The sequence below is a fragment of the Castellaniella hirudinis genome (assembly GCF_047468865.1).
Lineage (GTDB): Bacteria > Pseudomonadota > Gammaproteobacteria > Burkholderiales > Burkholderiaceae_B > Castellaniella > Castellaniella hirudinis_A.
Map to the genome: position 1 here is coordinate 419451 of NZ_JBLGTV010000001.1, position 13543 is coordinate 432993.

The 13543-nt window shown below is 63.0% G+C and carries 15 protein-coding genes; 5 read left to right on the forward strand and 10 right to left on the reverse strand.

The window, feature by feature from the left end:
* Positions 1-97: 97 nt before the first annotated feature.
* Together ACMHYJ_RS01900 and ACMHYJ_RS01905 are read left to right on the forward strand one after the other, a co-directional pair.
* The gene (locus ACMHYJ_RS01900; protein WP_414244502.1) at positions 98-649 is read left to right on the forward strand and encodes a hypothetical protein; all 552 of its coding nucleotides are present in this window, start codon (positions 98-100) and stop codon (positions 647-649) included.
* Positions 650-792: 143 nt separating this feature from the next.
* Positions 793-1020 (forward strand): hypothetical protein, encoded by a 228-nt coding sequence (locus tag ACMHYJ_RS01905; protein ID WP_414244503.1) that lies wholly within the window; start codon positions 793-795, stop codon positions 1018-1020.
* Between the two features lie 13 nt (positions 1021-1033).
* Here ACMHYJ_RS01905 and ACMHYJ_RS01910 read toward each other — a convergent pair whose 3' ends face one another.
* Positions 1034-2230: an RtcB family protein gene (locus ACMHYJ_RS01910; protein ID WP_414244504.1), complete on the reverse strand. Its 1197-nt coding sequence runs from the start codon at positions 2228-2230 to the stop codon at positions 1034-1036.
* Between the two features lie 743 nt (positions 2231-2973).
* On the opposite strand from ACMHYJ_RS01910, the gene ACMHYJ_RS01915 reads away from it, so the two are divergent.
* The 3 genes from ACMHYJ_RS01915 (at position 2974) to ACMHYJ_RS01925 (ending at position 4206) form a co-directional block, all read left to right on the forward strand.
* The gene (locus ACMHYJ_RS01915) at positions 2974-3222 is read left to right on the forward strand and encodes a FitA-like ribbon-helix-helix domain-containing protein (protein WP_414244505.1); all 249 of its coding nucleotides are present in this window, start codon (positions 2974-2976) and stop codon (positions 3220-3222) included.
* On the forward strand, positions 3219-3644 hold the full coding sequence (locus ACMHYJ_RS01920) for a type II toxin-antitoxin system VapC family toxin (RefSeq protein WP_414244506.1): 426 nt from the start codon (positions 3219-3221) through the stop codon (positions 3642-3644). The genes ACMHYJ_RS01915 and ACMHYJ_RS01920 overlap by 4 nt, the downstream gene beginning before the upstream one ends.
* A gap of 145 nt (positions 3645-3789) precedes the next feature.
* On the forward strand, positions 3790-4206 hold the full coding sequence (locus ACMHYJ_RS01925; RefSeq protein ID WP_414244507.1) for a VOC family protein: 417 nt from the start codon (positions 3790-3792) through the stop codon (positions 4204-4206).
* 40 nt (positions 4207-4246) lie between these two features.
* Here ACMHYJ_RS01925 and ACMHYJ_RS01930 read toward each other — a convergent pair whose 3' ends face one another.
* The 9 genes from ACMHYJ_RS01930 to ACMHYJ_RS01970 all read right to left on the reverse strand — a co-directional run bounded on the left by ACMHYJ_RS01930 (position 4247) and on the right by ACMHYJ_RS01970 (position 13537).
* Entirely contained in the window at positions 4247-5284 is a 1038-nt protein-coding gene (locus ACMHYJ_RS01930; protein ID WP_414244508.1) for a serine hydrolase domain-containing protein, read from the reverse strand.
* Entirely contained in the window at positions 5284-7818 is a 2535-nt protein-coding gene (locus ACMHYJ_RS01935; protein WP_414244509.1) for a TonB-dependent siderophore receptor, read from the reverse strand. The genes ACMHYJ_RS01930 and ACMHYJ_RS01935 overlap by 1 nt, the downstream gene beginning before the upstream one ends.
* Before the next feature lie 156 nt (positions 7819-7974).
* Positions 7975-8964 carry a FecR domain-containing protein gene (locus tag ACMHYJ_RS01940; protein WP_414244510.1) on the reverse strand — a complete coding sequence of 330 codons (990 nt, stop codon included), beginning with the start codon at positions 8962-8964 and terminating at the stop codon, positions 7975-7977.
* On the reverse strand, positions 8961-9503 hold the full coding sequence (locus ACMHYJ_RS01945; RefSeq protein WP_414244511.1) for a sigma-70 family RNA polymerase sigma factor: 543 nt from the start codon (positions 9501-9503) through the stop codon (positions 8961-8963). The genes ACMHYJ_RS01940 and ACMHYJ_RS01945 overlap by 4 nt, the downstream gene beginning before the upstream one ends.
* Positions 9504-9531: 28 nt before the next feature.
* Positions 9532-10677: a YncE family protein gene (locus tag ACMHYJ_RS01950; RefSeq protein WP_414244512.1), complete on the reverse strand. Its 1146-nt coding sequence runs from the start codon at positions 10675-10677 to the stop codon at positions 9532-9534.
* A 76-nt stretch (positions 10678-10753) separates the two neighbouring features.
* Positions 10754-11011, reverse strand: coding sequence for a hypothetical protein (locus tag ACMHYJ_RS01955; protein WP_414244513.1), 258 nt, complete (start codon positions 11009-11011; stop codon positions 10754-10756).
* A gap of 53 nt (positions 11012-11064) precedes the next feature.
* Positions 11065-11913, reverse strand: coding sequence for a DNA adenine methylase (locus ACMHYJ_RS01960; RefSeq protein ID WP_414244514.1), 849 nt, complete (start codon positions 11911-11913; stop codon positions 11065-11067).
* On the reverse strand, positions 11873-12067 hold the full coding sequence (locus tag ACMHYJ_RS01965) for a Com family DNA-binding transcriptional regulator (RefSeq protein WP_414244515.1): 195 nt from the start codon (positions 12065-12067) through the stop codon (positions 11873-11875). Before ACMHYJ_RS01965 ends, ACMHYJ_RS01960 begins: the two co-directional genes overlap by 41 nt.
* 150 nt (positions 12068-12217) lie before the next feature.
* Positions 12218-13537 (reverse strand): hypothetical protein, encoded by a 1320-nt coding sequence (locus ACMHYJ_RS01970; RefSeq protein WP_414244516.1) that lies wholly within the window; start codon positions 13535-13537, stop codon positions 12218-12220.
* Positions 13538-13543: the final 6 nt, after the last annotated feature.

Consider the following 13543-nt stretch of genomic DNA (forward strand, 5'->3'; position numbering starts at 1 on the left):
GGCGTAAGGGATAAACGGCGTCCTCCGCCCCGGCGGGAGACCGCGGCGCGGAAATATGCCATCATCCAGGCTCCTGCAATACAAATAGGACGACTCAATGAACGCGGTGTATTCATGCGCGCGCCTGGGCGCGGCGGCTGTGTTGTCGGCGGGCCTGGCCGCCTGCCAGGCGCCATCGGGCGCGCGCCCGTCTTCTTCCGTCGAATCGGCGGCGGTTGCGCCCGCCGGCACCGCACAGGCCAGCCCGGTGCGGCCACTGCAGAATGTCAAGGAAGCAGCCGATTTACGGATTTTCCTGGCCGACGGCAAGGCGCATCCCGGCTGGACGCCAGTGCCCTTGAAGCCTTCCGGGCAGCTGTATGTCCGGGCCGACGCGATCATTGATCGCGGCGATCTCATGGGGATTCAATCGGCGGCCGACCAGGCCGGCAATGGCTTGCTGGTGCTGATCCTGACGGATCAGGGGCTGGCGAAGTTGCAGGCGGCGACAGCGGCCAATCCCGGCCTGCGGCTGGCCTTGGTGGTCGGGCAGATGATGCTGGCCGCGCCGGCCTACGCCGCGCCCATCCGCGAGCAACAGTTGGCCTTTCCGGTGGGCTCGGTGCATAACGCCGAGATCGCCGCCCGTTCGGTGGCGGGGGTGCGTTAGACATAATGTATTGACCTACCGCACCTCAAGCTGTATCAAGTATGTCGGGCTGGATGTACACAAGGACGATTACGGTGTCGGGTGCGCAGGCTAACGGCGGTGAGGTTCATTATTTGGGAGAGATTGCCAATACGGTGGAGTCCATGGACAAGCTGATTCGCCAGTTGAGGAAGGGCAATGCGACGCTGTCGTTTTGCTATGAAGCCGGTTCTTGTGGCTATGGGCTGCATCGACGGTTGACGGGGCTGGGCTATACACTGCTCAGATGGGTGCAGCGTACTGATTCATCAAGGTTTTTGTTTTTCCTCGATATGATCTACCAGCATCGAGCAATTACACTGCCTTCGCCATCGAAGAAACCGGCGATATAGGGCAGCGCGAGAATCAATTACCCTTCACGCACAGCACTGCCTTCAGCGTGTGAACGACCTCGACGAGATCCTTTTGATTTTCCATCACGACATCCAGATCCTTATAGGCGCCCGGAATCTCATCCAGCACGGCATCGTCCTTACGGCATTCGACGCCCGCCGTCTGGGCCTCCAGGTCTGCCACAGTGAACCGGCGGCGCGCCTGGGCACGCGACATGAGGCGTCCGGCGCCGTGGGAGCACGAGCAGTACGATTCCAGGTTCCCCTTGCCGCGCACGATGTAGCTGCGCTGGCCCATGCTGCCTGGAATGATACCCAGGTCGCCATCGCGCGCGCGGATCGCCCCCTTGCGCGTCACCCATAGGTTGCGGCCGCGGTGGTTCTCCAATTCGACGTAGGTGTGGTGGCAGTTGATAGCCTCCTGCGTGATCGTGAAATCCATGGGCAGGTGCCGGCGCAGGGCGGCAATCACCACGTCCATCATGACCCGGCGGTTTTCCAGGGCATAATCCTGCGCCCAGCGCACGGCATCCACATAGTCGTTGAAGTCGTCGGTGTCCTCCGGCAGGTAGGCCAGGTCGTTGTCCGGCAGGCTGATGAAGAACCGCTCCATGTTGCGCTTGGCGACTTCGATATAGTGCCGGCCGATCATGTTGCCGATCCCGCGAGAGCCTGAATGCAGCATGATCCAAACGTCCTGATTCTCGTCGATGCACAACTCGATGAAGTGGTTGCCGCTACCCAGGGTTCCGAGTTGCGGCACAGCCTTCTTGGCTGCGCCGTCGAAGTCGCCGCCGAAGATGGTGGCTACGGCGGGCGGCACCACCCGCAGGCGCGAGGCCAGGGCGTCCAGTTCCTGCGCGTGCTGGTGGCGGCCGCCGGCGCCCAGGGGAACGTCGCGTTCGATCTGATGCCGGATGGCCGTCAAGCTGTCGGGCAGATCGGTCGCCTTCAGCGACAGGCGGATGGCGTTCATGCCGCAACCGATGTCCACGCCGACGGCGGCAGGGATGATGGCTCGGTCGGTGGCAATGACGGTGCCCACCGTGGCCCCGATGCCTGCATGCACATCCGGCATGCAGGCGACGCCGTTGGGGGCGATAAAGGGCAGGGCGGCGAGATTCTTGAGTTGCTGGAGCGCGCCCGCCTCGACCTCATCAGTCCAAATCTTGATCGGGCGAGAGCCTTCTTCCTGAATAACTCGCTTCATTGTTTTTCCTTTTTGTGTTTGGCGCGCCGGGGCGCGGCGCTATTTCTGAATGCCTTTGATGGCCTGGATCACGCTGTCGGCAATGGCGGTACGAACACAACGCAGAATGAGTGCTTCGCGCCCAATGACTGGTCGAGTCTGTGGATGGCGGCGGAATTTCTCGGATAGGGCATCACGCAAGTCACTGTCGTGGGATCGTATCAAATCCTCCCGATCCTGGGCGCTGGGCAATTCATCAGCAGCGCTTTGCCTCCCTATTTCCCAGAAGCCCCTCTTGGCGAGGCAGTTTTCCGGGAGAAACCTCAAACGATCCATAACCCAAATCGACGATTTTTTCCGTAGCCGACATGGATCAAATGATTGATTTGCGTAAAATCCTGGCAGTGCTTGCCATGCATATGCCTTGACAGACATTGGAGGCGTCGGTGGCGCACCGGTTCGCACGTCAGGTGCGCACCGGCAAAAAGGCTTCGGACTTGGATATGTTTGGGCCGTCTGCGTTCATTGGCTCAGATCAAAGTGTCGCAGATCGAGCAGGCAGCGGCGGTGACGCCGCAAAGGCCGGCATCTGTATCGACGTCCGCACCAAGTGAGCTGGCCCGTCGCAAAGCCAAGCTACAAACCGATTTGAGCGCCAAGAAAGAAAGGGCAAACCAACGCAAGGAGCGGGGTCGGTAGCCCTTGATGTGCTTGAATGCAATCTTTATAATTGATTTCACCGCAATCAGCAGGAGGTTGCAGGCATGAGAGCAGTAACGATCAGGAATGTGCCGGAAGAGGTGCATCGTGCCATCCGCGTTAGGGCGGCCCAGAACGGCCGTACATTGCAAGCCGAGATGTGCGAAATTCTGGCTACCGCTGTGAAACCAGAAGGCCGGGTAAAGCTGGGCGACCTGTTGGCAGAAATCGGGCGCAAGGTGAAATTGACCGACGAAGAAATGGCGGTTTTTGAGCGTGACCATTCACCCGCCCGCGCAGCGAGTTTTGAATGATTCTGCTGGATACAAACGTGATATCGGAGCAGTTCCGAGCCGTACCCGACGAAACGGTGATTGACTGGTTGAATCGTCAGCCGCTGGAAACGCTTTATCTGGCATCCATGACCGTGGCTGAACTGCGGGCTGGTGTTGCCCTGATGCCCGCAGGTAAGCGCCGGACAGTGCTCAGTGACAGCATCGAACACCAGGTGTTGCCGTTATTTGTGGGCCGGGTGCTGTCGTTTGATATGGCTTGCACACGCGCCTATGCCGATGTGCTGGCAGCCGCCCGCAAGATCGGCAGCGGCATCGAGGCGGCTGATGCCGTCATCGCGGCGATTGCGCTGGATAACGGTTTCAGCGTGGCTACAAGAGATGTAAGCCCGTTCCTGGCTGCCGGCGTGAAAGTCATTAATCCCTGGGAAAATCAAGAGTAGAAGCAGTAATCGTGCAGGGTTGCACGACACGCACCGACCGTTGAAAAGCGTAAGTCCGGCATGACGGTAGTATCACGTATGGATATGAGAGTAACCCGTTGTTTTATGACGATTCAAATAACAATTGATCATCGGGTGGAAGATCATGAAACCAAAAGTAACAGTCATCACCATCGGAGTCGATGACCTTGAGGCATCGTTGCGCTTCTATCGGGATGGTCTGGGTTTTCCGACCAATGGAATAGTCGGCACGGAGTTTGCGCACGGGGCCGTTGTGTTCATTGATCTGCAACCCGGCCTGCGCCTGGCTCTCTGGCCTCGTGCAAGCATCTCCTATGACACAGGCTTTGCAGTGGGTCCCGCCAGCCCTACCGATATGACGCTGGGGCACAACGTATCTTCAAAAAAAGAGGTCGATGCGGTCATGACCCAGGCGGCCTTGGCTGGCGCAACCATTGTGAAACCCGCGCATGACACCTTCTGGGGAGGCTATTCAGGCTACTTCCAGGATCTGGATGGGCATCTTTGGGAAATTGTCTGGAATCCGCAGTGGTCAGAATGAGTCACAGCGACCCGGTCGTGTGAGGGCTCATTGCTGCCGCCTACTGCAGCATCGCCTCCAACCGCTCATGTACATCGACTTCCGTGGTATTGCATAACACCGCCGCGCCCCGGTGGCTGCCCGGCACATAGGCCATGAGGCTGCGATAGCCGGCCCAGCCGCCACCGTGCGCCCACGCCGCTTCATCTCCGAAGGCGACGGCGCTCAGGCCGTAGCGGTAGCGGTCGCCGATTCCCGGTTCGGGGGCCCGGCCCTCGGTCAGCAGCGTCAGCACGCCCGGGGTGGCCCGGCCGGCCGGCGTGGTCAGGGGGGTGTCGTCATCCAGGTGCCGCAGCCAGATCAGCAGGTCGCGCGCACTGGTGTGTACCTGGCCGTCGCCGGTCTGCTCCCAGCGGGATTCGCTGATCCGCAGCTGACCGTCCTTCATTTCGTAGCCGCGCGCCAGACGCGCCAGGCCGCTGGGATAACGGTCGACGATGGTGGTGGCGCGCAGGTTCAGCGGCTCGAAAATATACTGCCGCGAAAACGCGGCCAGGGACGAGCCGCTGATGTGCTCGACCACCTGGGCCAGCAGGAAATAGCCGGTGTTGCTGTAGGCAAAACGCGTGCCGGGGGCAAAATCCAGCCCGGCCTGGCTGCGGATGAGCGCCAGGGTATCTTCGACAGTGACGGTATCCGCTTCGCGGCCCGCATCGAACAACGGTGAGATGTAGTCCGGCAGGCCCGAGGTATGGTGCAGCATCTGTCGCAGCGTGGGCTGGCCCAGCGCGCCGGTCATCTGCGGCAGGTAGCGCGACAAGGGCGCGTCCAGGTCGAGCTGGCCATCCTGCGCCAGCAGCAGCACCGCCAGCGCCGTGAACTGCTTGGACACTGAGGCGATGTTGAACAGCGTATCCGCGTCATTGGCCCGTCCGGTCTGCCGATCCGCCAGGCCCCAGGCTCCGGTCGCGGATGCCCCGCCGGGCTGCAAGCGGGCCCAGGCGCAGCCCGGCAAGGCGTCGTCCGGGGCGGGGTGGGGCACTTGGGCCTGGGCGGCGGCGCACACGGCCCAGAGCGTCATGGCCAGCAGCCGCTTCATCAGAAACGCCCCGTGAAGGTCAGGCTGACCTGGCGGCCCAGGCCCCAGCCGCACGTCCACAAAGAGCCGCAGCCATTCACATAGCGTGTGTCGGCGATGTTGGTGACGTTCAGCGCCACCTCGCTGTCGCGCCAGGCCGAGCCCAGCGTGCGCAACTGGGTGGCGATGCGCAGGTCGGCGACCGTATGCGAGGGGATGTGGATGCTGGCGTAACCGCCGCCGGGCACCTCGATGTCGCCTCCGTAGGAAGATCCGACATAGCGCACCCCCAGCCCGAAGACGGTGCCGGCCAGGGGATTGGCCTGCCCGGTGACGGTGTAGTCGACCCACAGCGAGGCCTGGTGCCGGGGGACGTAGAGTGCGGGCTTGTTCAGCTCATCGGGGATTTCACTTTGGGTCACCTTGGTGTCCAGGAATGAGTAACCGCCGATCACCGACCAGTTCGGCGTCAGGCGCCCCGCGATAGAAAATTCGAAGCCGCGCGAACGCAGCTCGCCGCTTTGTACTTGGTCGGGAAACCCGTGGACGGGATCGTCGGTCAGGCGGTTGGTCTGGCGCAGCTCGAAGGCGGCCAGGCTGGCCATCCAGCGGGCGCCTTCGGGCTGGTATTTAATGCCGATTTCCGTTTGCTTGCCGCGCATGGGCTCGAAGGGTGTGCCCTCGGCGGTGGCACCGCCTACCGGCTCGAACGAGGTCGAGTAGCTGATGTAGGGCGCCCAGCCGGAATCGAAGCGGTAGAGCGCGCCCAGGCGTCCGGTCGTGGCGCTGTCGCGCTGACCGATGTCCTCGATGAGGCCCGAACCGCCATACTCGCTACTGCCGTCGATCACGGCGCGGTCATGCCGGATGCCGGCCACCAGCCTCCAGTTGCGCCATTGCAGCTGATCTTGCAGGTAGAAGCCGGTCTGGCGGCTCTGGCTGCTGAGGGTGCTCAAGGGCGAGAAGTCGCCGATTGCCGCGCCATAGACGGGGTTGTACAGGTCAAAGGCGCCACCGCTGCCGGCCGGCCCCACCTCGGCGGTCTCGCGCGTGGCATCGAACGAACTGCGGTAGTAGTCGATGCCTGCCAGCAGGGTGTGCCGGGTTTCGCCCAGCGTCAGCCGCCATTCCGACTGGGTGTCCACGCCCAGGGCGTGCGCCTTGCCCACGCCCCGGTTGGCGTAGCGCTGGATGGTGCGCCAATCCCAGCCGCCTTCGGCCGGGTCGTCCTCCCAATACATATCGCTGGTTACGGACTCCATGGTCGTCTTGATGCGCTGTGCGCGCAGGTTCTGGCGCAGCGTCCAGTGGGATGTCAGCTCGTATTCGGCGGACCAGCCGAGGATGTCCTGGTCGCGGTCGAAGCGGTCGAAGTTCGGTTCGCCCGCAAAGCGCGAGAGCGGGATTTCTCCGTTCGGGTTGTCGTACAGTGTGCCGTAGGCCGGCAGCCAGGCATAATCGCTGCCGCCGCGGTCGCGCTGCAGCGAGGCCATGAGCGTGATCTCGCCCTTGTCGCCCAGGGGCAGCGTGAGCGAGGGCGCCACCAGGGTGCGCTTGCGCTTGACGTAGTCCATATGGCTGTCCGTGTCGGAGGCCAAGGCCACCAGGCGCCAGGCCGCCACGTCCGATTCGCCCAGCGGCCCGCCCAGATCCAAACCGGCGCGTTTCTGTTCAGGCAGCCCCAGCGTCAGTTCGACGTTGCGGATGTGTTCGGGCGTGGGCCGTTTGCTGACCATGTTGACCATGCCACCGGGGACGACCTGGCCATAGACCACCGAAGCCGGGCCTTTCAGCACCTCGATGCGTTCCAAGGTGTAGGGATCCACCTGGGGCAGCGTCCAGTTATTGCCAGCCCCCATGCCGCCTTCCAGCTTCACGCCGTCCAGCCAGGCGACCGAACCGGCGTTGAAGCCGCGAAAAGCAATGGTATCGAAGCGCGAGTCCACGCCGTCGAATTCGACGGCGACGCCGGGCACGTAGCGCAGCGCCTCGCCGATGGTGCGGGTGGCCTGCGCTTCGATTTGCTGCTGGGTCACGACCGCCACCGACGCGGGGGTGTCCATGATCGAGGTGTCGCTTTTCAGGGCCGTGGCGCTGCGCGTGGCCAGGTAGCCGTTCGCGGGTCCGGTGGCAGTTTCGCGCACGCCCTGTACCTTGACCGTGTCCAGCCGGGTCACGCCGTCCGAAGCCGGCAGGCGCCGCAGCGCATAGCCGCCGCCGGTCTGTGGCACCGCTTCCAGGCCGCTGCCCGCCAGGATCAGGGCCAGGCCTTCTGCGGGCGTGTGTGTGCCGCTCAGGCCGGGGCTGGTCTTGCCCGCCGTCAGCGAGGCATCGATGACCAGCAGAAAGCCTGTGTTCGCCGCAAACTGATTGAGCACCTGGTCGAGCGTGCCCGCCGGGATGTCCGCCTGGACGGCAGGGGCGGCAGGGGCGATCTGCGCCGTCGCGGCGGTGGTGCCCAGGATCAGGCTGCCGGCCAGTAGTGTGCCGGTAACAAGACGGCGTGCGTAAGTGACGCGAGGCCCGGTGTATGTGTGCGAACGGCGTGTTCCCATGATCTCTCTTTCCTGTGTGCTGAAATATGGCAGGCGGCCCGGCTTCTCTGCGGGTGCCTACTCTCTATCCCGAGCGGGCAGGAAAAAGTGCTACGGCAATCCATTCCTCTTTGGTGACAAAATATTTCTTCAGAGCGGCGCGGTTGCCTGCCCTCATCAGAGGGCGGAGACCTTGACCCAGTAGGGGGTAGCCTTGTGCACTCGGATGGGCAGCACGCGCGCCAGGGATTCCAGCACGAGATCGGTGTCATGCACGGGATAAACCCCTGAGACCAGCACGTCGGCCACGGCGGGATCGCAGCGCAGGATGCCGGTTCGGTAGCGGCTGATTTCAGCCAGAAAGTCAGCCAGCCGCAGACGTTCGGCCACCAGCAGGCCTTGCTGCCAGGCGGCGGCGCGCGGATCGGCCGCGGTGGGCGCGTGCATGCGGTATCGGCTGAAACGCGTTTGTTGGCCCGCCATCAGCCGCAGCGGTGCCGGCGCGGCTGATGGCATGATCTCGATGGCGCCGTCGAACACCTGGACGCAGGTATGCGCGGGCGAGGTGTCCTCCAGTCGGCGCAGCAGAAACCGCGTGCCCAGCGCGCGCACGCTGCCCTCTTGGGTCTGGGCCATGAAAGGGCGGGGCGCGGGGGCCGGATCGGGGGCGGTGGTGACCAGCACTTCGCCGGTGCGCAGGATCAGGCGCCGTTCCTGGGCGGTGAAGGCCAGATCGATGGCGCTGGCCGTGTTCAGCGCCAGTTGCGTGCCGTCGGGCAGCGTCAGATCCCGGTAGGCGCCGCGCGCGGTGCTGTAATCGGCCAGGAGTCTTTCCCAGGGCTGCGTCCCCTGGAGCAGGTAGGCCGAGACCGCGCCGCCAGCCAGCAGGCCCAGGCCGCGCAACACGGTACGGCGCGAGGCCAGTCCCCGCCTGGCCAGGCCGGCACGCACGGCTGGCGCGGCGAAGGCACCTGGCACGGCGGCGATTTCCTGGTCAATGCCGCGGACACGGCGCCAGGCTTCCCGGTGGGCGAGATCGGCTGCCAGCCAGTGTTCGAATGCCTGGTGTTCGGCCGGCGTCGCCGCGCCGGACCAGAGCGTTACTTGCCATTCGAGCGCAGTCCGTTCGATCGGGCCGATGGTGGAAACAGGCGCCGTGCGTGTCATGCGTGTCCGCCCGCCCGGGCGCCGCGATCCAGCGCACCACCCTCCAGGGCCTGGAAGCACGCCATCGTGGCCTCAAGCATGTATTTTCTGACGGTGGCGGCTGAAATCCCCAGATGTGCGGCGATGTCGGCGTATTTCCAGCCCTCGAAGCGGGACAGCAGAAAGGTCTCGCGCACCCGGGGCGACAGCCCGTCCAGCATGGCGCAGATGCGCATCAGCGCCTCTAGCGCCAGCGCCCGTTCCTCGGGGGAGGGCGCGCAGGCTTCGGGCTGGGCCGCCAGCGCGTCGAGATAGGCCTGTTCGATCCGTTGACGCCGGTAACGGTCAATGACCAGCCCTTTGGCGATCTGCATCAGATGAGGCCGTGCGCGTTCTTCCGCCGGCGTGCGGCCGGAGGCCAGTACCCGCAGGTACACGTCGTGCAGCAGGTCGGCCGCGTGATGCGGGCAGCCCAGCCTGCGCCGCAGCCAGGCGTACAACCACCCGCTGTGGTGGGTGTAGAGCGTCTGTATGCGCTGCTGCGGCGAAGGCTCGATCATCGTTAAAAGACAGGGCCTTCAGGGCTTGTTACTTCGAGGTGTCATCCCGATCCAGCGTGACGCGCAGGATCTGTTCCTTGGCGCCCTCGACGAACTCTTCCGGGTTCCACATCTTGCTGAAACCTTGCTTCAGCCCGACGTACAGCGCGCTTTCATCATCGGACAGCGCCAGCATGTTGGGGAAGACGTGGGCAGGGATCTGCTGGGTGATCTCGTAGGTCTTGCCGTTTACCACGCTGACAGTGCCGCTGCGGAAATTGCTGATGTAGATCTCGTCGTGCTTCGGGCTGTAGGTCAGGGTGACCCCGCCTTTGCCGGTGGGCACGAAAGCCAGCTGCTTGCCGCTTTCACGGTCGAATACGTATAGGCCGTCCTGCTCGTCCTGAACCTCGGGCCGGGCCTGATGGATGAATTGCGAAGCGAAGATACGGCCGCCCTTGGCATCGACGGCCAGGCCCACCAGGTTGTTCACGCGCGGCTTGACCTTGTCGTCCAGGTGAATGGTGTGTACGACTTTGCGCTCGACCGGGTCGATTTCGTTGATGTAGTCGGCTCCGGCGGTGAAGATGTGGCCGGTGGCGCGATCCAGGTGCAGCGCATAGCCGACCGAGGGGAAGGCATTTTCGACGTCGCCTTTCATTTGCAGCGTTTCGCCGTCCAGGATCAGCAGTTTGTAGAACGAGCGGTATTTGTCGTTTTCCTTGCGGCTGCCGATGTAGGCGGTGAACAGCTCGCCGGTCTTGGCGCTGTGCACGACGTGGCGCAGGTGTTCGTTCTGCGGCTCGCTGGGGTCGACGTGCAGCCGTTCGCTGGTGACCGCCACCTTGCCGGTCTTCGGGTCGACCTTGCTGATGCGCAGCGAGGCGGCCTGCGTATGACCCACGTACAGCCATTTGCCTTCGGCATCCTGGGCCAGCGAGAACGCACGGTAAGGCATGTCGTAGCGGCCCTTGATGTCCAGCGTCTTGCCATCGAAGGCGTACAGGTAGCCCAGGTTGTCGTCGCGGCGCACGCGATCCATGACCGATGCGAACACCATGCCCGTGGGGGCGTTGTACTGCAGTTCGTACAGGCCTTCTTCGGGCTGCTTGAAGCCGCGCGCGATATTTGAAGCTCGAAAAGTGAGATATTTCCCCTCGGTTGCAATTGCATCCAGCGCAAAGGAATTGCACAAATACAGTGATGTCGCCGCAAACACGAAATAAAGAAGGCCGCCTCATGGGCGGCCTTCTTTATTAGGGGCGGGCTGGTCAGGTAGTCAGGCTCCTGGCCAGGTCAGGCAAGCTCACCCGACCCTCGGCAATGGCCCGGAGCTCCTCCTCCGGCAACACTGCCAGCAGTTTGCTGGCTCGGCGGTCAAGCTCCAGCCCGGCCATCCGCTGCCAGTCCTGGTAGTCGATGACGTGTGCCAGGTTGGCCGGGCTGTTACGGATGTAGCCGCTAAGGTAATCGGCCAGGCGCTGCTCGATTTGCTCCTGGGCGGCGGGGGAAAGGGCTGGTTTGGCCATGTGGCTGCTCCTTGGTTGCGATGACACCAGTAACGCTCTGTGTGCCTAGAACATCAAGTCATCGCGGCCACCGTGCGGGGAGAAAGCCACAGCACTTCCGTGCGTGGCCGCTGGCTGCCAGCGGCACGGTGCGGCCGCTCGACCCGGCGCCAGTCATAGAGCACCTGGTCGTACAGCTTTGACGGGTAGCCAGCCAGCACCACCAGGCCCTGCGCCGCCCGCAGCTGCTCCAGCAGCGCCACATGATCGGCTTCGCTCATCTCATGCCGGTATCCCGATTTCGTGCGCGTCGATGGCACATACGGCGGGTCAACGAAAAAGAGCGTGTCGGGCGTGTCCTGCGCCCGGATGACCTCCTGCGCCGGCCGGCATTCGATGACCACGCCCTGAAGTCGCCTGGATACCGTCAGCAGGCTTCGCGGATAGCTGGCCCATTCATGCGCTTTGCAATGTGACCCGGTGCGGTGCCTAGCGTCCGCGAACGTGGTCTTCTTGAAGTTGAACAGCGCCTCATGGTGAAAGGACTGGTACGCCCGCGTTATCGCCCGCTGGGCGCGAATCACTGGGTCTTTGCTGCCCTGGAATGCCAGCTCGAACTCGCGCCGGCTGTATGGCGTGCGGCGCAGGCGACGCATCAGCGCCTGGCACAGCCTCGGGTCTTGAACCGCCCGGAATATGCCGACGATCTCTTCGTCGAGATCGTTGTAGACCTCAATCTTGCTGCGAGGCTTGCGCAGCAAGATACTCGCTGCTCCACCAAAGGGCTCTACATAGATGCGGTGCGGCGGCAAATGCTGCAGCACCCATGGTGCAATTGCCCATTTCCCACCGAAGTAACGAAGTAACGCCCGAGTGGGTCGTTCAATATCGGCCTGCGGCCGGGCTTTTTTGATCAGAGGCATGGTGGCTCCTGGTGGGCGTTCCATGACGCTCTGATTTGGCACCCGAGGCGCTCAAAAAATTCAGTGTGCCACAGCGGGGACACTTGATGCTGAGACTTTGAAATTTTCCTTCAGCCAATTTTTTACTGCATTTTCCACATCGAACTTCGATCATTTCTGCAATGTCCTTACAGATTTGATAACCTTGTCGCGCCTGAGCTCAGGTGGCGCGGCCTTGGCCGTATCTGCAGGTCTGTCTGCGGTTGCGGGGCTGTGTTGGTGTTCGTGCACCAACACAGTCGCCGCGTCTTACTTCGATCTGTCCCTACCACCCCCACGAAATCGTGATGACTGGGCCACGCATAGCTGGCGATGTCGGCATCTGCATTCGCCGTGCTACCTGCCTGGATAGTTGTGTTACGCCCGCCTTTGATTTAGGACGGCGGATGTCCGGGTACGCAGCATGCACGATGACCTGCTGCACCTGCGTGGTGACGTGCTGGCCAGCATCTGGATGCATCACCTCGCTGGGCGACGGCGTGCGCCTGGACAGAAGGAACTGAACGCTGGCGCTCGATACGTGACGTCCAGTTGACGGATTGCTGACCAGGTCGGGATGGATCGTCCAGCGTGCGACCAGCGTCGAAGTCAGCACCTCACCGACCTTGAGCGCTGACCGCAACCCGGGCGGCACCACTGTCGGGCGAGACTGCACGACAGTTTGCCGAATCCCCGAAGCCAATCTCCAGGATCGAGGCGGGTCATCGGTCGACCGGGGCTGCAACGCGACCATCCCGGCCTGGTAAATCCTGGCCAACCCAAGCGGCTCTACCTCACGCCGCACGATGGAATAATGCGCCGCCCCTGCGATGGATACGACCGAAGCGACCGCGGCCGACTCACGCTGCACCAGGACCAGTGATGCCAGGGAATGCATCTGTGTACGGGACATCGGCACCGACACGTTTCGGGAAATCACGGTGTGCTGGCTGCTCGCCGACGTTTGAAGATGAGATTTCGGATCCTCAACCGTCCGCGACGAAATCGACCAGGTCGCTAGGCCGTGCGCCCGCAGTCTCGAAAATGAGACCGGGATGTCTCGGTGCACGACGCTCATCGACCACGCTCCAGCGACGTCGAGGCCACTGCTCGCGACCGGCGCCGTGTATCGACGGATGAGCGCCCAGGATGCCTCCGAGATGGCTCGTATTGACGATCGCGGGTTGCTCATGGGCGCCATCCGCTGGATCGCGTAAACAGCGCCACCTGCGACGTGCGTGGTGCTGGACAGTCGATCGCCAGGCACTGTCTGCCTACGCACCACCGCAGCGGATAAAAGCAACCGGGCTGTGGTGACGCTGACGGGCCAGGTCAAGGCTAGTTGTGCACGCACGACCTGGATCGTCCGCATCTGTACGATCTGGATGGGAGACCAGATTGTTTCAAGCGCCGGCGCAGCCCTGTATGTAACTGCGCCAGCCACCGCCCCCGCGATTACCCGCTCAACGTTTGTGGGCTCGTCAGGTAGAGACACGACGACGTCGACGGTCGCCGCCGCGACATGTGTTGTAGGCCCACGTATGATGATGTCGCGTGAAACGGTTGCGAGCATCGTCTTACGATTGCCGGTTGAGTTGATCTTCATCCGACC

Excerpts from the sequence above, each read along its gene's own strand:
- ACMHYJ_RS01900 (WP_414244502.1), top strand. The coding sequence starts at position 98 with ATGAACGCGGTGTATTCATGCGCGCGCCTGGGCGCGGCGGCTGTGTTG.
- ACMHYJ_RS01905 (WP_414244503.1), top strand. The coding sequence starts at position 793 with ATGGACAAGCTGATTCGCCAGTTGAGGAAGGGCAATGCGACGCTGTCG.
- ACMHYJ_RS01910 (WP_414244504.1), bottom strand. The coding sequence starts at position 2,230 with ATGAAGCGAGTTATTCAGGAAGAAGGCTCTCGCCCGATCAAGATTTGG.
- ACMHYJ_RS01915 (WP_414244505.1), top strand. The coding sequence starts at position 2,974 with ATGAGAGCAGTAACGATCAGGAATGTGCCGGAAGAGGTGCATCGTGCC.
- ACMHYJ_RS01920 (WP_414244506.1), top strand. The coding sequence starts at position 3,219 with ATGATTCTGCTGGATACAAACGTGATATCGGAGCAGTTCCGAGCCGTA.
- ACMHYJ_RS01925 (WP_414244507.1), top strand. The coding sequence starts at position 3,790 with ATGAAACCAAAAGTAACAGTCATCACCATCGGAGTCGATGACCTTGAG.
- ACMHYJ_RS01930 (WP_414244508.1), bottom strand. The coding sequence starts at position 5,284 with ATGAAGCGGCTGCTGGCCATGACGCTCTGGGCCGTGTGCGCCGCCGCC.
- ACMHYJ_RS01935 (WP_414244509.1), bottom strand. The coding sequence starts at position 7,818 with ATGGGAACACGCCGTTCGCACACATACACCGGGCCTCGCGTCACTTAC.
- ACMHYJ_RS01940 (WP_414244510.1), bottom strand. The coding sequence starts at position 8,964 with ATGACACGCACGGCGCCTGTTTCCACCATCGGCCCGATCGAACGGACT.
- ACMHYJ_RS01945 (WP_414244511.1), bottom strand. The coding sequence starts at position 9,503 with ATGATCGAGCCTTCGCCGCAGCAGCGCATACAGACGCTCTACACCCAC.
- ACMHYJ_RS01955 (WP_414244513.1), bottom strand. The coding sequence starts at position 11,011 with ATGGCCAAACCAGCCCTTTCCCCCGCCGCCCAGGAGCAAATCGAGCAG.
- ACMHYJ_RS01960 (WP_414244514.1), bottom strand. The coding sequence starts at position 11,913 with ATGCCTCTGATCAAAAAAGCCCGGCCGCAGGCCGATATTGAACGACCC.
- ACMHYJ_RS01965 (WP_414244515.1), bottom strand. The coding sequence starts at position 12,067 with ATGATCGAAGTTCGATGTGGAAAATGCAGTAAAAAATTGGCTGAAGGA.
- ACMHYJ_RS01970 (WP_414244516.1), bottom strand. The coding sequence starts at position 13,537 with ATGAAGATCAACTCAACCGGCAATCGTAAGACGATGCTCGCAACCGTT.